At 60.2% G+C, this 14,773-nt stretch carries 17 protein-coding genes; all 17 read left to right on the top strand.

Going from position 1 to position 14,773, the window contains the following annotated elements:
- Position 1: 1 nt before the first annotated feature.
- Positions 2-658 carry an SMC-Scp complex subunit ScpB gene (gene scpB, locus E0E41_RS00770; RefSeq protein ID WP_130870726.1) on the top strand — a complete coding sequence of 219 codons (657 nt, stop codon included), beginning with the start codon at positions 2-4 and terminating at the stop codon, positions 656-658.
- Positions 655-1,263 carry a DUF2953 domain-containing protein gene (locus E0E41_RS00765; protein ID WP_130868322.1) on the top strand — a complete coding sequence of 203 codons (609 nt, stop codon included), beginning with the start codon at positions 655-657 and terminating at the stop codon, positions 1,261-1,263. The genes scpB and E0E41_RS00765 overlap by 4 nt, the downstream gene beginning before the upstream one ends.
- Positions 1,264-1,265: 2 nt before the next feature.
- Positions 1,266-1,679 carry a GerW family sporulation protein gene (gene ytfJ, locus E0E41_RS00760; RefSeq protein ID WP_130868321.1) on the top strand — a complete coding sequence of 138 codons (414 nt, stop codon included), beginning with the start codon at positions 1,266-1,268 and terminating at the stop codon, positions 1,677-1,679.
- Positions 1,680-1,725: 46 nt separating this feature from the next.
- Positions 1,726-2,811 (top strand): D-alanyl-D-alanine carboxypeptidase family protein, encoded by a 1,086-nt coding sequence (locus tag E0E41_RS00755; RefSeq protein ID WP_242623811.1) that lies wholly within the window; start codon positions 1,726-1,728, stop codon positions 2,809-2,811.
- A gap of 72 nt (positions 2,812-2,883) precedes the next feature.
- On the top strand, positions 2,884-3,597 hold the full coding sequence (locus E0E41_RS00750) for a pseudouridine synthase (protein WP_130868319.1): 714 nt from the start codon (positions 2,884-2,886) through the stop codon (positions 3,595-3,597).
- Positions 3,598-3,748: 151 nt separating this feature from the next.
- Positions 3,749-4,618 (top strand): MurR/RpiR family transcriptional regulator, encoded by an 870-nt coding sequence (locus E0E41_RS00745; protein ID WP_130868318.1) that lies wholly within the window; start codon positions 3,749-3,751, stop codon positions 4,616-4,618.
- On the top strand, positions 4,615-5,874 hold the full coding sequence (locus tag E0E41_RS00740; RefSeq protein WP_130868317.1) for an NAD(P)/FAD-dependent oxidoreductase: 1,260 nt from the start codon (positions 4,615-4,617) through the stop codon (positions 5,872-5,874). Before E0E41_RS00745 ends, E0E41_RS00740 begins: the two co-directional genes overlap by 4 nt.
- The gene (gene cmk / locus E0E41_RS00735) at positions 5,871-6,551 is read left to right on the top strand and encodes a (d)CMP kinase (RefSeq protein WP_130868316.1); all 681 of its coding nucleotides are present in this window, start codon (positions 5,871-5,873) and stop codon (positions 6,549-6,551) included. The genes E0E41_RS00740 and cmk overlap by 4 nt, the downstream gene beginning before the upstream one ends.
- Positions 6,548-7,144, top strand: coding sequence for a lysophospholipid acyltransferase family protein (locus E0E41_RS00730; RefSeq protein WP_130868315.1), 597 nt, complete (start codon positions 6,548-6,550; stop codon positions 7,142-7,144). The genes cmk and E0E41_RS00730 overlap by 4 nt, the downstream gene beginning before the upstream one ends.
- Positions 7,141-9,084: a bifunctional 4-hydroxy-3-methylbut-2-enyl diphosphate reductase/30S ribosomal protein S1 gene (locus tag E0E41_RS00725; RefSeq protein WP_130868314.1), complete on the top strand. Its 1,944-nt coding sequence runs from the start codon at positions 7,141-7,143 to the stop codon at positions 9,082-9,084. Before E0E41_RS00730 ends, E0E41_RS00725 begins: the two co-directional genes overlap by 4 nt.
- Positions 9,085-9,259: 175 nt before the next feature.
- On the top strand, positions 9,260-9,736 hold the full coding sequence (locus E0E41_RS00720; protein ID WP_130868313.1) for a CarD family transcriptional regulator: 477 nt from the start codon (positions 9,260-9,262) through the stop codon (positions 9,734-9,736).
- Between the two features lie 99 nt (positions 9,737-9,835).
- Complete coding sequence (gene ispD, locus E0E41_RS00715) at positions 9,836-10,570, top strand: 2-C-methyl-D-erythritol 4-phosphate cytidylyltransferase (protein ID WP_130868312.1); 735 nt, start codon at positions 9,836-9,838, stop codon at positions 10,568-10,570.
- The gene (ispF, locus tag E0E41_RS00710) at positions 10,567-11,040 is read left to right on the top strand and encodes a 2-C-methyl-D-erythritol 2,4-cyclodiphosphate synthase (RefSeq protein ID WP_130868311.1); all 474 of its coding nucleotides are present in this window, start codon (positions 10,567-10,569) and stop codon (positions 11,038-11,040) included. The genes ispD and ispF overlap by 4 nt, the downstream gene beginning before the upstream one ends.
- Positions 11,041-11,095: 55 nt before the next feature.
- Complete coding sequence (locus E0E41_RS00705; RefSeq protein WP_130868310.1) at positions 11,096-11,350, top strand: DUF3343 domain-containing protein; 255 nt, start codon at positions 11,096-11,098, stop codon at positions 11,348-11,350.
- A complete protein-coding gene (locus tag E0E41_RS00700; protein ID WP_130868309.1) occupies positions 11,347-12,468 on the top strand; it encodes an aminotransferase class V-fold PLP-dependent enzyme in 1,122 nt (373 codons plus the stop codon). The genes E0E41_RS00705 and E0E41_RS00700 overlap by 4 nt, the downstream gene beginning before the upstream one ends.
- Before the next feature lie 177 nt (positions 12,469-12,645).
- Positions 12,646-13,533, top strand: coding sequence for a diadenylate cyclase CdaA (gene cdaA / locus E0E41_RS00695; RefSeq protein ID WP_130868308.1), 888 nt, complete (start codon positions 12,646-12,648; stop codon positions 13,531-13,533).
- A complete protein-coding gene (locus E0E41_RS00690) occupies positions 13,514-14,761 on the top strand; it encodes a CdaR family protein (protein WP_130868307.1) in 1,248 nt (415 codons plus the stop codon). The genes cdaA and E0E41_RS00690 overlap by 20 nt, the downstream gene beginning before the upstream one ends.
- The last annotated feature ends 12 nt before the right edge of the window (positions 14,762-14,773 follow it).

Raw genomic sequence — 14,773 nt, 5'->3', positions numbered from 1 at the left:
GATGGAATTGAAGGAAATTGAATCCGCCATTGAGGGCATTTTGTTTGCCGCCGGGGAGCCGGTGGGCGTGGAGCGGCTGTGTCTGGCGCTGGACATTGACCGGAGCACGGCGGATGCCGTTTGCCAGCGCTTGGCGGACTACTACAGCTATGAGCGACGGGGCATCCGCCTGCTGCGGCTGGACAGCAGCTACCAGCTGTGTTCCGCTCCAGAATTTGCCCCCAACATCCGGAGGGCCTTTGAAAGCCGCCGTCCGGCCAAGCTCAGTCAGCCGGCGCTGGAGGTGTTGGCTATCATCGCATACTACCAACCCGCCACCCGGGCCTATGTGGATCAGATCCGGGGAGTGGACAGTTCCTATACCGTGGGATTGCTGCTGGAGCGGGAGCTGATCGAGGAGTGCGGCCGTCTGGCCGTGCCTGGCCGTCCCATCCAGTATCGCACCACCCAGAATTTCCTGCGGTCCTTTGGCCTCTCCAGCCTGGATGAGCTGCCCGAGCTGCCCAATGCTGCGCCGGAGGACGGCCAGCTGACCCTGGAGATGCAGGCGGCGGTAGCCCGGCTCCAAGCGGAGCAGGAGGGGACCGAAGTGACGGAGGAAGAGATCGAACAGGCCGCCCGGGAAATGGCCCGGACGGAGGGAGGCGCCCAGTCATGAAGGTGCTGCTTATCCTGGCGCTGATCGCGGCGGTGCTGGCGCTCATCAGTCTGATCCGGGTGGGTGTCCAGGTGCTCTATGTGCCGTCAGGGCTGACGCTCCGGCTGAAGCTGGGGCCGGTCCGGGTGACCCTGCTGCCCAGGAAGAAGGCAAACAAGAAAAAGAAGAAAAAAGGAAAAAAAGAAGCCGCTCCGGCAGAGCGGCACAAAGGCGATATGCTGGGACAAGTTCGCCGTGTGCTGCCCCTGGTGGCGGAAGGGGCGGGCAGGCTGAAGCGGAAGGTTCGCCTGGACCGCATCTATCTGGATGTGACCGCCGCAGCGTCTGATCCCGCCAGCGCTGCTCTGGCCTTCGGCGGAGTCAATGCGGCGGTAGGTATGATTTGGCCGCTGGTGGAGCAGAATTTCAATGTGAAGGACAGGCGGATCCGTACCCGGGTGGACTTTGAAGCCAACCGGCCTACCGCCAGTCTGGACGCAGCGGCTACCCTTACCATCGGACAGGCCCTGTCGCTGGCCCTCTGGCTGGCGCCCAGACTGCCCCAGGTCCTTGGAACGGAGAAAAAGAAAAAACAGGCAGATACAGTACAGAAAGAGGCGGTTTGAATATGGAAAAGCAACATCCTATCGGCGATCTGATGACCACCACCATGCAGAAGATCCGGGAGATCGCGGACGTGAACACCATCATCGGGCAGCCCATTAAGGCCGGGGAGATCACCATCATTCCCATTTCCAAGCTGACGGTGGGCTTTGCCTCCGGCGGCAGCGACTTTGTGTCCAAAAACCAGAAGCCGGAGAGCGACAACTCCTTCGGCGGCGGCAGCGGCGCGGGTATGAACCTGTCTCCGGTGGCCTTCCTCATCATCAAGGGCGACACGGTAAAGCTGATGCCTGTGGCGGCGCCCCCCTGCAACACGGTGGACCGTGTGGTGGAGATGGTGCCTGAGGTCATTGACAAGGTGACGGATTTTGTAGAGAAGCAGCAGGAGAAAAAGGCGGGGGATAACACCGCTTTTTAAGGGCCATACTAGCAGCATCAACGTGAGGTGATGCTGCTTGAGGCGTGTGATCGCCCTTTTTCTGACCCTGAGCCTATTGACCGCTCCCGCCCTGGGCGCAAAGGCGGTAAGCACCTCTGCCTCCGCCGCCATCCTGATGGATGTGGAGAGCGGGCGGGTGCTCTATGCGCAAAACGCGGATGAAAAACGCCCCATCGCCAGCATCACCAAGCTGATGACGGCTTTGGTGGCGGTGGAACTGTGCCCGGACCTGTCTGCCGAAGTGACGGTACGGCAGGAGTGGACCGGCGCGGAGGGCTCCTCCATGTATCTCAAACCGGGGGAGAAGCTGACCATGGAGGCCCTGCTGTACGGCTTGCTGCTCTCTTCCGGCAACGACGCGGCCCTGGCCATCGCGGGCAGCTGCTGTGAGACCGTGGAGGCCTTTGTCGCCAGGATGAATGAGACAGCGGCCCGGCTGGGTATGACCAACACCCATTTTGCCAACCCCAACGGCCTGGACGATCCGGAGCACTACTCCACCGCCCGGGATATGGCGCTGCTGGCCCGGGCGGTGCTGGAGCAGGAAACCCTGCGCCGGATCGCAGGCACCAGGACCATCACCATTGCCGGGCGCTATCTGGCCAACCACAACAAACTGCTGTGGCGGTATGAGGGCTGCACCGGGCTGAAGACCGGCTACACCGATGAGGCGGGCCGCACTCTGGTGTCCAGCGCCCGGCGGGACGGTCAGGAGCTCATCGCTGTGACCCTGAACGACCCCAACGACTGGGCGGATCACGCCGCCCTGTTTGATTACGGCTTTTCCAACTACCCCAGGACCCTGGCGGTGTCAGGGGCGCAAAGCTGGCTGATCCCCTGCGGAGGCAGCCTGACGCGGTTTGTCTCCGCCGGAACCGGCGCAGATATCTGCTATCCGCTGGCGGAAGGGGAGAGGTTGTCCATGGAGGTGTCCCTGCCTGAGCAGGTTGAGGTCCCAATCACCGCCGGTGAGATTGCCGGAGAGCTGGTGTTCCGGCTGGCGGAGGAAACCGTGCTGCGGGTACCGCTGTACTACCAGACCGGAGCGGCGGATGACCGGGCACCGGAGGGCTGGCTGAGCCGGTTCTTTGGATTCGGCACGTACACGTAAACGTATCATGAAATAAAGTAGCAAAGGTCTGCCGCTTCAGCGCGGCAGACCTTTCTGCGGGAGAGGAAGAAGATGGAAGAACGGCTGCAGAAGATCCTGTCCGCCCGGGGTGTGGCCTCCCGGCGGGCTGCGGAGGCCTACTTGGAAGCGGGGCGCGTCACGGTCAATGGCCATCCCGCCAAAATAGGGGACCGGGCCGACCCGGAACGGGACGAGATCCGGGTGGACGGCAGACCGCTGCCGTCTTTGGACCGGCGTACTTATGTGATGCTGAATAAGCCCAGAGGATATGTGACCACCCTCTCCGACGAGAAGGGGCGCAGGACAGTGGCCCAGCTGGTGGAGGGCTGCGGCGCCCGGGTGTGGCCGGTGGGGCGGCTGGATCTGGATTCCGAGGGCCTGCTGATTCTGACGGACGACGGCGCCCTGACGCAAAACCTGCTGCATCCCAGCCATGAGGTGCAGAAGGAGTACCACGTTTGGGTGGAGGGCGATGTGGCGGCTGCCCTGCCCGTTCTCCGCGGGCCACTCTCCCTGGATGGCGTGCCGCTCCATCCCGCCAGAGTGGAGGTATTGGGTCCGGGACAGCTCTCAGTCACCATCCACGAGGGGCGCAACCGGCAGGTGCGGCGGATGTGCGCGGCAGCCGGACTGAAAGTACGGCGGCTGCGCCGGGTGAGAGAGGGCAGCCTGACGCTGGGCAATCTGAAGGTGGGCTGCTGGCGGCATCTGACAGAGGATGAACTTTCCCAGCTGCTGGAAGGTCATACAAAAAGCAGTGTTTGATTTGCAGGAAAAATAGGCCTACTTGCAAAAAAGGATTGCTTTTCTGCGGGATTCCCGGTATCATAATACGTGCTGAAATTTTTGTATCCATGGGGATGCGTTTTGAAAGTAGCCCGCCGGATAAATGGAACAGGGCCCGGGAGGTTGTATCATGTCCAAGGATATTTTGTCGGTGATTCAGAGCAATATGGGGTCTTTCTCCAAAGGACAGAAGCTGATCGCCAATTTTATTCTGGAATCCTACGACAAGGCCGCTTTTATGACGGCCAGTAAATTGGGTAAGACGGTGAAGGTCAGTGAATCCACCGTGGTCCGCTTTGCCGCCGAGCTGGGTTATGACGGATATCCCGCCATGCAGAAGGCGCTGCAGGAGATGATCCGCAGCAAGCTCACCTCGATCCAGCGGATCGAGGTGTCCAACGACCGGATCGGGGACCACGATATCCTGTCCATGGTGATGCAGTCGGACATCGAAAAGATCCATATGACCATGGAGGAGACGGACCGGGCGGAGTTCAGCCATGCGGTGGACGCCATCGTCAACGCCAAACATATTTACATCCTGGGCGTCCGCTCTGCCGCCGCCCTGGCCAGCTTTTTGGGCTTCTACTTCAATCTGATCTTTGAGCACGTCACCATCGTCCACACCACCTCTATCAGCGAGGTGTTTGAGCAGCTGCTGCGCATTGGGCCGGGGGATGTGATTATCGGCATCAGCTTCCCCCGCTACTCCCGCCGCACCGTTTCGGCCATGCAGTTTGCCCACGACCGGGGCGCTACCGCCATTGCCCTGACCGATAGTGAGACTTCGCCCCTGGTGCAGTACTCCACCCATCGGCTGCTGGCCAAGAGCGACATGGCCTCCTTTGTGGATTCCCTGGTGGCTCCTCTCAGCCTGATCAACGCCCTGATCGTCTCCATCGGCCGGAAAAAGAACGAGGATCTGTCCAAGACTTTCGCCACCCTGGAGCAGATCTGGGATGAATACGACGTGTATGAAAAGGTGGAAACAGGTCATTGAATGATGTGATTGTGATCGGAGGGGGCGCTGCCGGATGTATGGCGGCGCTGGCCGCCGCGGAGAGAGGGGCGTCTGTGACCCTTCTGGAGCGCAATCCCAAGCTGGGCCGAAAGCTGTACATTACCGGAAAGGGCCGCTGCAATGTGACCAACGACTGCTCCGTGCAGGAGGTATTGCAGAATGTGCCCCATAACAGCCGCTTTCTCACCAGCGCGGTGACCCGGTTCCCACCGGAGCAGGTGAAACAGTTTTTTGAGAGTCGGGGCGTGCCCCTGAAAACTGAACGGGGAAACCGGGTGTTCCCCCAGTCCGATCATGCGGCGGACATCATCGACGCGCTGCTGCTGGCTCTTCGCCGGGCCCGGGTGTCCATCGTGCAGGACCGGGCCAAGGCGCTCCGCAGAGACGGGGAGACCCTGAAAGGAGTGGAAGGGGAGCACGGCTTTTATCCCTGCCGGGCGGTGGTGATTGCCACTGGCGGCGTATCCTATCCGCTGACCGGCTCCACAGGCGACGGATATGCCCTGGCCCGGGAGCTTGGGCATACGGTGCTGCCCCCCAAGGGATCTCTGGTGCCTCTGGTGGCGAAACAGCCTTTTTGCGCCCGGATGCAGGGCCTGAGCCTGAAAAATGTGGCAATCCGGGTGAGGACGGAGAAGAAAAAGACCGTTTTTGCCGAGCAGGGAGAGATGCTGTTTACCCACTTCGGCCTGTCCGGGCCCTTGGTCCTTACGGCCTCCGCCCATATGCGGGACTATGAGAAGGAGCATTATTACATCCAGTTGGACCTGAAGCCGGCGCTGGATGAGGAGAAGCTGGATAAGCGCCTGCTGCGGGACCTGGAGGAGAATACCAATCGGAATTTCCAGCATGTGCTGGAGGGATTGGTCCCCCGGCTGATGGTGCCCGTTCTGCTGGAGCTGACCGGCATCCCAGGGGATGAAAAGGCAAATTCCATTACACGCGCTCAGCGGCGCAAGCTGCTGGAGACGCTGAAGTGTATCCGCATCGACATAGCCGGTCCCCGGCCGGTGGAGGAGGCCATTGTCACATCCGGAGGCGTCAAGGTCTCGGAGATCAATCCCACCACCATGGAATCCAAGAAGGCGCAGGGTGTCTTTTTTGCCGGTGAGGTACTGGATGTGGACGCCTATACCGGTGGCTTTAATCTGCAGATCGCCTGGTCCACCGGCCGGGCGGCAGGCCAGGGCGCGGCGGAGCGGGTGCTGGGAGAAGAAGGAGTGGAGCTGTCATGAAGCAGCACAGGAGCATTGCCATCGACGGGCCGTCCGGGGCGGGAAAGTCCACCCTGGCCAAGCGCCTGGCGGAGAAATTGGGTTATTTATATGTGGATACGGGGGCAATCTACCGCACGGTGGGGCTTCAGGCTTTTCGCGCCGGCGTTGATCCGGCGGATCCGGCGGCGGTGATCCCGCTGCTGAAGGAGATCCGGATCCATCTGGCCTATGGAGAAGACGGTCTGCAGCATATGTACCTCAACGGAGAGGACGTAACAGGGGAGATCCGGCGGCACGAGATCTCTGCCTATGCCTCCGGCGTCTCCGCCATCCCGGAGGTCCGGGCCTTTTTGCTGGCTCAGCAGCGCAATCTGGCTGAGACGCACGATGTGGTCATGGACGGCCGGGACATCGGCACCGTGGTGCTGCCTGATGCGGATGTGAAGATCTTCCTCACCGCCGCGCCTGAGGCCCGGGCCCGCCGCCGCTGGCTGGAGCTGAAGGAACGGGGACAGGATACCCCCTTTGAGACTGTGCTCCACGACGTAAAGGAGCGGGACGACAAGGATACGCACCGGGCCGCGGCTCCGCTGCGCCAGGCGGAGGATGCGGTGTTGGCCGATACCACACATATGGATCTGGAGCAGAGCTTGGCGCTCCTGATACAGATCGCAAAGGAGCGATTGCAGGCATGAATATCATTTACTTCCTGGCGTACCTGGTCCTCTGGCCGGTATTCCGGATCTGTAAGCCTACCAAGTGCATCAACAAAAAGAACTTTCCGGAGGGAGGCGCCCTGCTGTGCGCCAACCACACCCGGATGAGCGACCCGCTGTTTGTGGCCTATGCCCTGGGCCTGAAGCATCAGATCCACGTGATGGCCAAGGAAGAGGTCATGCACTGGCCCATCATCGGCTGGATTCTGAAGCACGGCGGCATTTTCGGTGTCAAGCGGGGGCAGGCGGATATCGGCGCCATCAAGACGGCCATGAAGTATCTGAAAAACGGCGAGCTGCTGCTGATGTTCCCTGAGGGCACCCGCCACCAGGACGGGGATTTCGGCGACGCCAAGACAGGGGCCGCCATGCTGGCGGTACGCACCGGCGTACCCATTGTGCCCATCTACATGCCGGCGGAGAAGCGCTGGTTTCACTGGAATCAGGTTGTCATCGGTGAGCCCTATCGCCCGGTAATAGCCGGCAAACGGGCCACTCCGGAGGAGTACCGCGCCATCGCCGATGAGGTTATGGCCCGGATCGAGGCCTTGCAGCCTCAGGCCGGGCGATGAAGCTGGAGCTGGCCAAATCCGCCGGATTCTGCTATGGGGTCCGCCGGGCGGTCCATCTGGCGGAGCAGGCGTCAGAAGAGGGAAAAGCCTGCGTAATGCTGGGACCCATCATCCACAACAGCAGCGTGATCGACTACCTGAAGGCCAGAGGCGTTGGGATGATCCAGACCCCGGAGGAGGCCCAGCCAGGCACGACGGTGATCATCCGTTCCCACGGGGAGGGAAAGGCCGCCTACGACCTGCTGGCGGAGCGTGGCTGCCCGCTGATCGACGCTACCTGTCCCAATGTGTCTCGGATCCATCAGATTGTCTCCCAGGCGGAGGCGGACGGCCGACAGGTAATCATTATCGGTACCCCCACTCACCCAGAGGTGGAGGCCATTGCCGGATGGTGTGCCCATCCGCTGGTGTTTGACGGGGTGACTGCGCTCTCCAGCTGGATAGAACAGGAAATGGAACGCCGGGATTTGCCGGTTACCATGGTGTCCCAAACCACCTCTACCCGGGCAATTTGGGACAAGTGCGTAGAAAAAGCAAAAAAAGAGTGTACAAACTTAAAAATTTTTGATACAATATGTAATGCTACGTATAAACGGCAGTCCGAGGCCCAGGCGCTGGCCGCTCATTCCGATGCTATGGTCGTCATCGGAGGGAGGGAGAGCTCCAACACCAAACGGCTGGCGGAACTGTGCGCGGCGCTCTGTCCCAAGGTCGTTTGGATCGAACGGGCGGCAGAGCTGGAACCTTCCACCCTGCGTCGGAAGGCTTCTATTGGAATCACTGCGGGCGCGTCCACGCCTGAGTGGATTATAAAGGAGGTCTATGACAAAATGAGCGACGAAAACATTGAGATCGAGGAATCCTTCGCTGAAATGCTGGAGAAATCGATCAAGACTTTAAATACAGGGGAGAAGGTTACTGGCGTTGTCACTGGGATTACGCCTACTGAGATCTACGTGGATCTTGGGACCAAGCACGCCGGCTACATACCGGTGTCCGAGCTGACCGACGACCCTACGGTTAAGGTCGAGGATCTGGTAAAAGTGGGCGATGAGATCGAGACTTACGTCATGCGCGTGAACGACCAGGAGGGTGTTGTCACCCTTTCCAAGAAGCGCCTTGACACCGTGAAGAGCTGGGAAGACATCGAGCAGGCCAAGGAGGATCACACCACCGTCGAGGGCGTGGTCACCGAGGAAAACAAGGGCGGCGTCGTTGTCTCCATCAAGGGCGTGCGCGTGTTCGTGCCCGCCTCTCAGACCGGTCTGCCCCGGGATACTCCCATGAGCCAGCTGGTCAAGCAGAAGGTGCGCCTGCGCATCACCGAGGTCAACCGTGCCCGCAAGCGCGTGGTTGGCTCCATCCGTGCTGTTGAGGCTGAGGAGCGCGCCGCCAAGGCCGCCGAGGTGTGGGCCAACATCGAAGAGGGCAAGCACTACACTGGCGTTGTGAAGAGCCTGACCTCTTACGGCGCTTTCGTGGACATCGGCGGCGTGGACGGCATGGTCCACATCTCCGAGCTGTCCTGGTCCCGCATCAAGCACCCCTCCGAGGTCGTCTCCGTGGGCGACACCGTTGATGTGTATGTGATTTCCTTTGACAAGGAGAAGAAGAAGATCTCCCTGGGCATGAAGGATCGCTCCCAGAACCCCTGGGAGGTGTTCACCGGCAAGTATCAGGTGGGCGACGTGGCCAATGTCCGCGTGGTCAAGCTGATGACCTTCGGCGCCTTTGCCGAGATCGTGCCCGGTGTGGACGGCCTGATCCACATCTCCCAGATCGCTGATCACCGCATCGACAAGCCCGGCGATGTGCTCAGCGAGGGCCAGATGGTGGATGTGAAGATCATCGACATCGACTACGACAAGAAGAAGGTCTCCCTGTCCATCCGTGCTCTGCTGGAGGGTCAGGAGCCCGCTGAGGGTGACAACGAGGAGTAATCGCCTCTGAGATCTCAAGCCGCACCGTTTCCCGCTGGAAACGGTGCGGTTTTTTGCGTTTTTACAAGAGCAAAACAGAAATTTACTTGCAATAGGGTTGAAAAGTGTCTATAATAAATTTATAAGCGAAATTGATGTATACAAATTGGAGTTGATAAGTCCGGGAGGTGGGATCGTGTTTCAGGTAGGGGACAAAATCGTTCACCCGATGCATGGTGCTGGTGTGATAGACAGCATTGTGCAGAAGAAGGTCAACGGTGTGGTGCGGGAGTATTATATTCTCAAGCTCCCTGTGGGCGGTATGCTGGTCATGATCCCCACGGAGCACAGCGAGGAGATCGGTGTACGTCCTGTGGTCAAGCAGGAGGAGGCCGACCGGGTCATCGCCGCCATACCGAATATTGAGGTGGATATGACCCCCAACTGGAACCGGCGCTACCGGGAGAATATGCTCCGTTTGAAGAGCGGCGACCTGCTGGAGGTGGCCCGGGTGGTAAAGGGGCTGGTGCTTCGGGAAGAAGAGCGGGGTCTGTCCACCGGGGAGCGGAAAATGCTCCACTCCGCCAAGCAGATCCTGATCTCTGAGATCGTCTTATCGCAGAACGCCAGCTATGAAGATGTAGAAGCGCGCATCAATACGGCCCTGGCGTAATAAGTTTGTCGTGTGGGCGGCCCGCCGCGGCCGCCCAAGTTTTACATAAGTGTCTGCAAGGGAGCCGGCGGGCTCCTTTTTTCGGGAAAGGGGAGAACAATGGCCGGATTGTTATCGCGCCTGTTTCATAAGAAGGGGACGCCGCCTATCCGCTGCGCCGCCGTGGTGCCTGCGGCGGGCAGTTCCACCCGCATGGCGGGCCGGGACAAGATCCTCCTTCCGCTGGGGGACCAGCCGGTTCTGGTCCACACTCTTCGGGCGCTGGAGCTGTGCCCTCACATCACGGAGATCGTGGTGGTGACCCGACGGGACCTGATCGTACCTATCGGTCAGCTGTGCCGGGACTGCGGTTTCCAAAAGGTGACCAAGGTGATCCCCGGAGGGGAGACCCGGACCCAGTCTGTGCTGAATGGCTTAGAAGAGGTGAGTAAAGAGGCGGAGCTGATCGCCATCCACGACGGTGCCCGGCCTCTGGTAAGCCAGGCGGTACTGGATGCCGTCATCACCCGGGCCTCCCAGTGCGGTGCCGCCGCCCCGGCGGTACCGGTGAAAGACACCATCAAGCGGGCCAAAGATGGGGTGGTGGAGACCACTTTGGATCGGTCGGAGCTGTTTGCCATCCAGACCCCTCAGGTTTTTCAGGCGGATCTGATCCGCACCGCCCTGACCCGGGCGGTGGAGGATGGTGCCGCACTCACTGATGACTGCGGTGCAGTGGAGCGCCTGGGTATCGGGGTAGCGCTGACCCAGGGGGATTACCGCAATTTAAAGGTGACTACGCCGGAGGATATGGCCATGGCAGAGGCGCTGCTGGAATGGGAGGACGAGGCATGAGAATCGGACACGGATATGACGTACACAGGCTGACAGAGGGCCGGAAGCTTATTTTAGGAGGGGTGGACATCCCCTTTGAAAAGGGATTGCTGGGCCACTCTGACGCGGATGTATTGACCCACGCCGTCATGGATGCCCTGCTGGGGGCGGCTGGGCTGGGAGATATCGGAAAGGCCTTCCCCGACACCGATCCGGCCTATGCGGGAGCGGACAGCCTGAAGCTGCTGGACACGGTCGTGGAGATGCTGACCCGGGCGGGATACCGGGTGGGCAATGTGGATGCCACCGTTTTGGCGCAGCGGCCTAAGCTGGCCCCCTACATCGGTGAGATGCGGGAGAATCTGGCCCGGCGGATGGGTGTTACACCCGACCGGGTCAACGTGAAGGCCACCACGGAGGAAAAGCTGGGCTTTACCGGCAGCGGGGCGGGCATGGCAGCCCATGCCGTCTGCCTGCTGGAGGAAGAATAGAGGCGCAAAACGCTTCTCACGCACATACACTGGTGCGAGAGGAGCGTTTTTTCTTATGGTCTATTATCTCATCGTCTGCCGCTCCCTGACCTATGCCCAGCGGACGGCCGCAGCGCTGGAGCGGGCGGGGATCACGGCCCATATCCTCCGCTCCCCCAGAGCCATCGACCGGGAGGGATGCAGCCACAGCGTCAAGGTGTCGGAGCGGAATCTGGCCAACGCACTGCTCATTCTGAGCCGGGTGGGTCTGACGCCCAAGCGGGTCTATCTTATGGCAGGGGACGGCAGTTACAAGGAGGTGCTGCTTTGATCTATCTGGACAGTGCGGCCACTACCATGCAGAAGCCGCCGGAGGTGGCCAGAGCAGCGGCCTACGCCGTGGGACATATGGCCTCCCCCGGCCGGGGCGGACATCCGCCCGCCATGAAAGCGGCGGAGACCGCCTTTGCCTGCCGCCAGGCGGCGGCGGAGCTGTTCGGCGTATCCGACCCGGAGCGGGTGGTCTTTACCTTCAACGCCACCCACGGCCTGAACATCGCCATCCGCTCCCTGGTCAGTGCGGGAGACCGGGTGGTGATCTCCGGCTGGGAGCACAACGCCGTTACCCGGCCGCTCCACGGGATCGGGGCGGAGATCGTGACGGCCCGGGCGCCGCTGTTTGACCGGGCGGGACAGCTGGCTGCCTTTGCGGAAGCTATGGAGGGCGATGTCAAGGCGGTGATCTGCACCCATATTTCCAACGTGTTCGGTTTTATTCTGCCGGTGGAGGAGATCGCCGCCCTGTGTCGGGAGCGAAGGATTCCCTTTCTTCTGGACGCCTCTCAGTCTGCCGGCTGTCTGCCGGTGCGGCAGGACCAGCTGAGGGCGGCCTTTATCGCCATGCCGGGCCACAAGGGGCTCTACGGCCCTCAGGGCACCGGACTGCTGATCTGCGGCAGCGATCCTAAACCGCTGCTGGAAGGGGGGACGGGGAGCGCCTCCGTACTCCAGACCATGCCGGACTTTCTGCCTGACCGGTTGGAGGCCGGCACCCATAATATGCCGGGAATCGCCGGACTGCTGGCGGGCCTGGGCTATGTCCGCTCCAGAGGCACGGAAGCCATTCTCCGCAGGGAACGGAGCCTGATCCGGAGCGCTGTCCGGGGATTGGCCGCTCTGTCCGGTGTGCGCGTCTTTGCGGCCGACGACCCGGTGGATCAGGCGGGTGTCCTGTCCTTCCAGATCGCCGGAAGAGACTGCGAAGAGGTGGGGGAATACCTGGGGCGCCATGGGATCGCGGTACGTGCCGGCCTCCACTGCGCGCCCACCGCACACCAGTCCGCCGGCACACTGGAGACCGGTACGGTTCGGGTCAGTGTCTCCGATTTCAATACCCGGGCGGAGATTGCTCAACTGGTACGGGCGGTGGCTCAATTGACCCATGCCTGACGGCGGCGGCAGCTGACAGAGTACGGCTCTGGCGGCGGCCGCCGCTCTCTTGTGTTGTTTACAGAAAATTGATTTTCAGCCGTTTCGTTATACTTGTAAAGAGGCTGGGAATACAGTATAATATCTTAGTTAAAGGGAAGTGAAGGCTCTGGAGGGCCTGACACAGGAGATGAGGAAATGGAAGGGATCTTATATCTGTTGCAGCAGGTCAAGGGGATGGTGACGCCGTTCGGTGTCTCTGATCTCATTGACATCCTCATCATGGCCTTTATTATCTATAAGGTCATCATGTTTATCCAGCGTACCAGTACCGGAGCCGTGGCAAAGGGCATCCTGCTTTTGGTTGTGGCGATCCTGGTTACCAGCGCGCTTCAGCTCAACACGGTGAATTTTCTGATGGGCAAGATCGTAGAATATGGAGCCCTTGCCCTGGTCATTCTGTTCCAGCCGGAGATCCGCCGGTTCCTGGAACAGGTGGGCCGGACCAATCTGGGCGAAGTCTTCAACCACGTGGAGGAGCGTAATGAACTGGACAGCGCCATCACCCAGACGGTGGAGGCCTATACCTCTCTTTCTAAATCCAAGACCGGTGCCCTGATGGTATTTGAGCGAAAAAATATGCTGGAGGATGCCATCAAGACCGGCACAGCGCTGGACTGCTCGGTGAATGCTGAGCTGCTGAAAAACATCTTTTGGAACAAAGCGCCCCTCCATGACGGCGCAGTTATCGTCCGGGGCGGCCGGATCGTAGGCGCCGGCTGCATGCTCCCTATGTCGGGCAATGTGAACCTGTCCCGGGAACTGGGCATGCGTCACCGGGCCGGCATCGGCGCCAGCGAACACACCGACGCGGTAGTGGCCATCGTGTCGGAGGAGACCGGCTCCATTTCCGTGGCAGTGGGCGGTATGCTGAAGCGGCATCTGGCCCCTGAGACGCTGGACCGTCTGCTGCGCAATGAACTGCTGCCTGAGCAGGAGGATGCGGAGGCTGCGCCCAAATTCAAACTGGCCAACCTGTTCCGGGCAGGAAAGGGGGAGAAGCAGAATGGGGAAAAAGATCACTGACAGCAGATGGTTTTATATTGTCATCTCTCTTCTGCTGGCCTTTGTCCTCTGGATCTATGTGGGGAAAGAGGCCAATCCCATCAAAACCAGTACCCTCAGCAATGTGCAGGTGGTGTTCAGCGGCCTGGAAAAGCTGGAGGAGCGAGGGCTTATGATCTCTGAGGGTGCCGACCAGACCGTTGCCCTGCGGATCCGCACCCGGAACGATGTCTGGTCCCGCTTGAATCAGGGAGAGACCACCGTGACCATTGATGTGTCCGGCATCACGGAACCGGGGGAACAGAATATGAGCATTACCGCCCGGAATATCAGCTATCCCCGCTCCATCACGGCGACCGATTCCATTGATCTGCAGTACACCAGCCCAAGTACTGTATCGTTTACCGTGTCCAAGTGGGCCAGCAAGGACGTAGGGGTCCGGGGTGTCTTTGAGGGCAGCATTGCCGACGGCTATCAGCGGGGCGAGTTCTCCATGGCACCGGAGAAGGTCACCGTCAGCGGTCCTCAGGAGCTGGTGGATCAGATCGATTACGCCAAGGTGACGGTCACGCAGACGGATATGAATGCCACTTACAGTCAGGACACCGGGTATACGCTGATCGACTACGAGGGCAATGCGGTATATTACAGCGAGCTGGAGACCTCTCCGGAGACCGTGCTGGTCACCATGCCGGTGGAGAAACTGAAGGAAGTGGAACTGACGGTAGACATTATCCCCGGCGGTGGTGCCACAGAGGATGATGTAGACATCGACATTGACCCCAAGACCATTATGGTGTCCGGCAGTGATCAGGATCTGGAAAATCTGGACAGCATCAGCCTGGGTGAAATCAATCTGTCCGATGTATTCGGCAGCCTGACCCAGTCCATGCCCATCCAGCTGGATTCCGCCCTCACCAATGTCAGCGGCATTACAGAGGCAAATGTGACGGTGACCATCAAGGGCCTGACCACCAAGGTCCTGCAGGTTAATAATATTAGCTTTATCAATCGGCCCAACGGCTACCGGGCAGATGTAGTGACCCAGTCGTGCAGCGTGCAGATCCGGGGCACCAAAGAGGCAGTGGAGGCGGTAACATCCTCCCAGCTGCGGATCGTGGCAGATCTGTCCGAAGTGGAACTGGCCACCGGCAACCAGACGATTCCCGTAAAGGTATATCTGGATGGCAGCAGCGATGTGGGCGTGGTGGGAGATTACAATATTGTGGTCTCCATCACAAGAGAATAATAAAAAGGTGAT

The organism is Intestinimonas massiliensis (ex Afouda et al. 2020) (assembly GCF_900626285.1).
Taxonomy (GTDB): Bacteria; Bacillota; Clostridia; order Oscillospirales; family Oscillospiraceae; genus Flavonifractor; species Flavonifractor massiliensis_A.
Note: the sequence above shows the minus strand (reverse complement) of the source record. Positions and strands in the feature narration are given on the sequence as shown.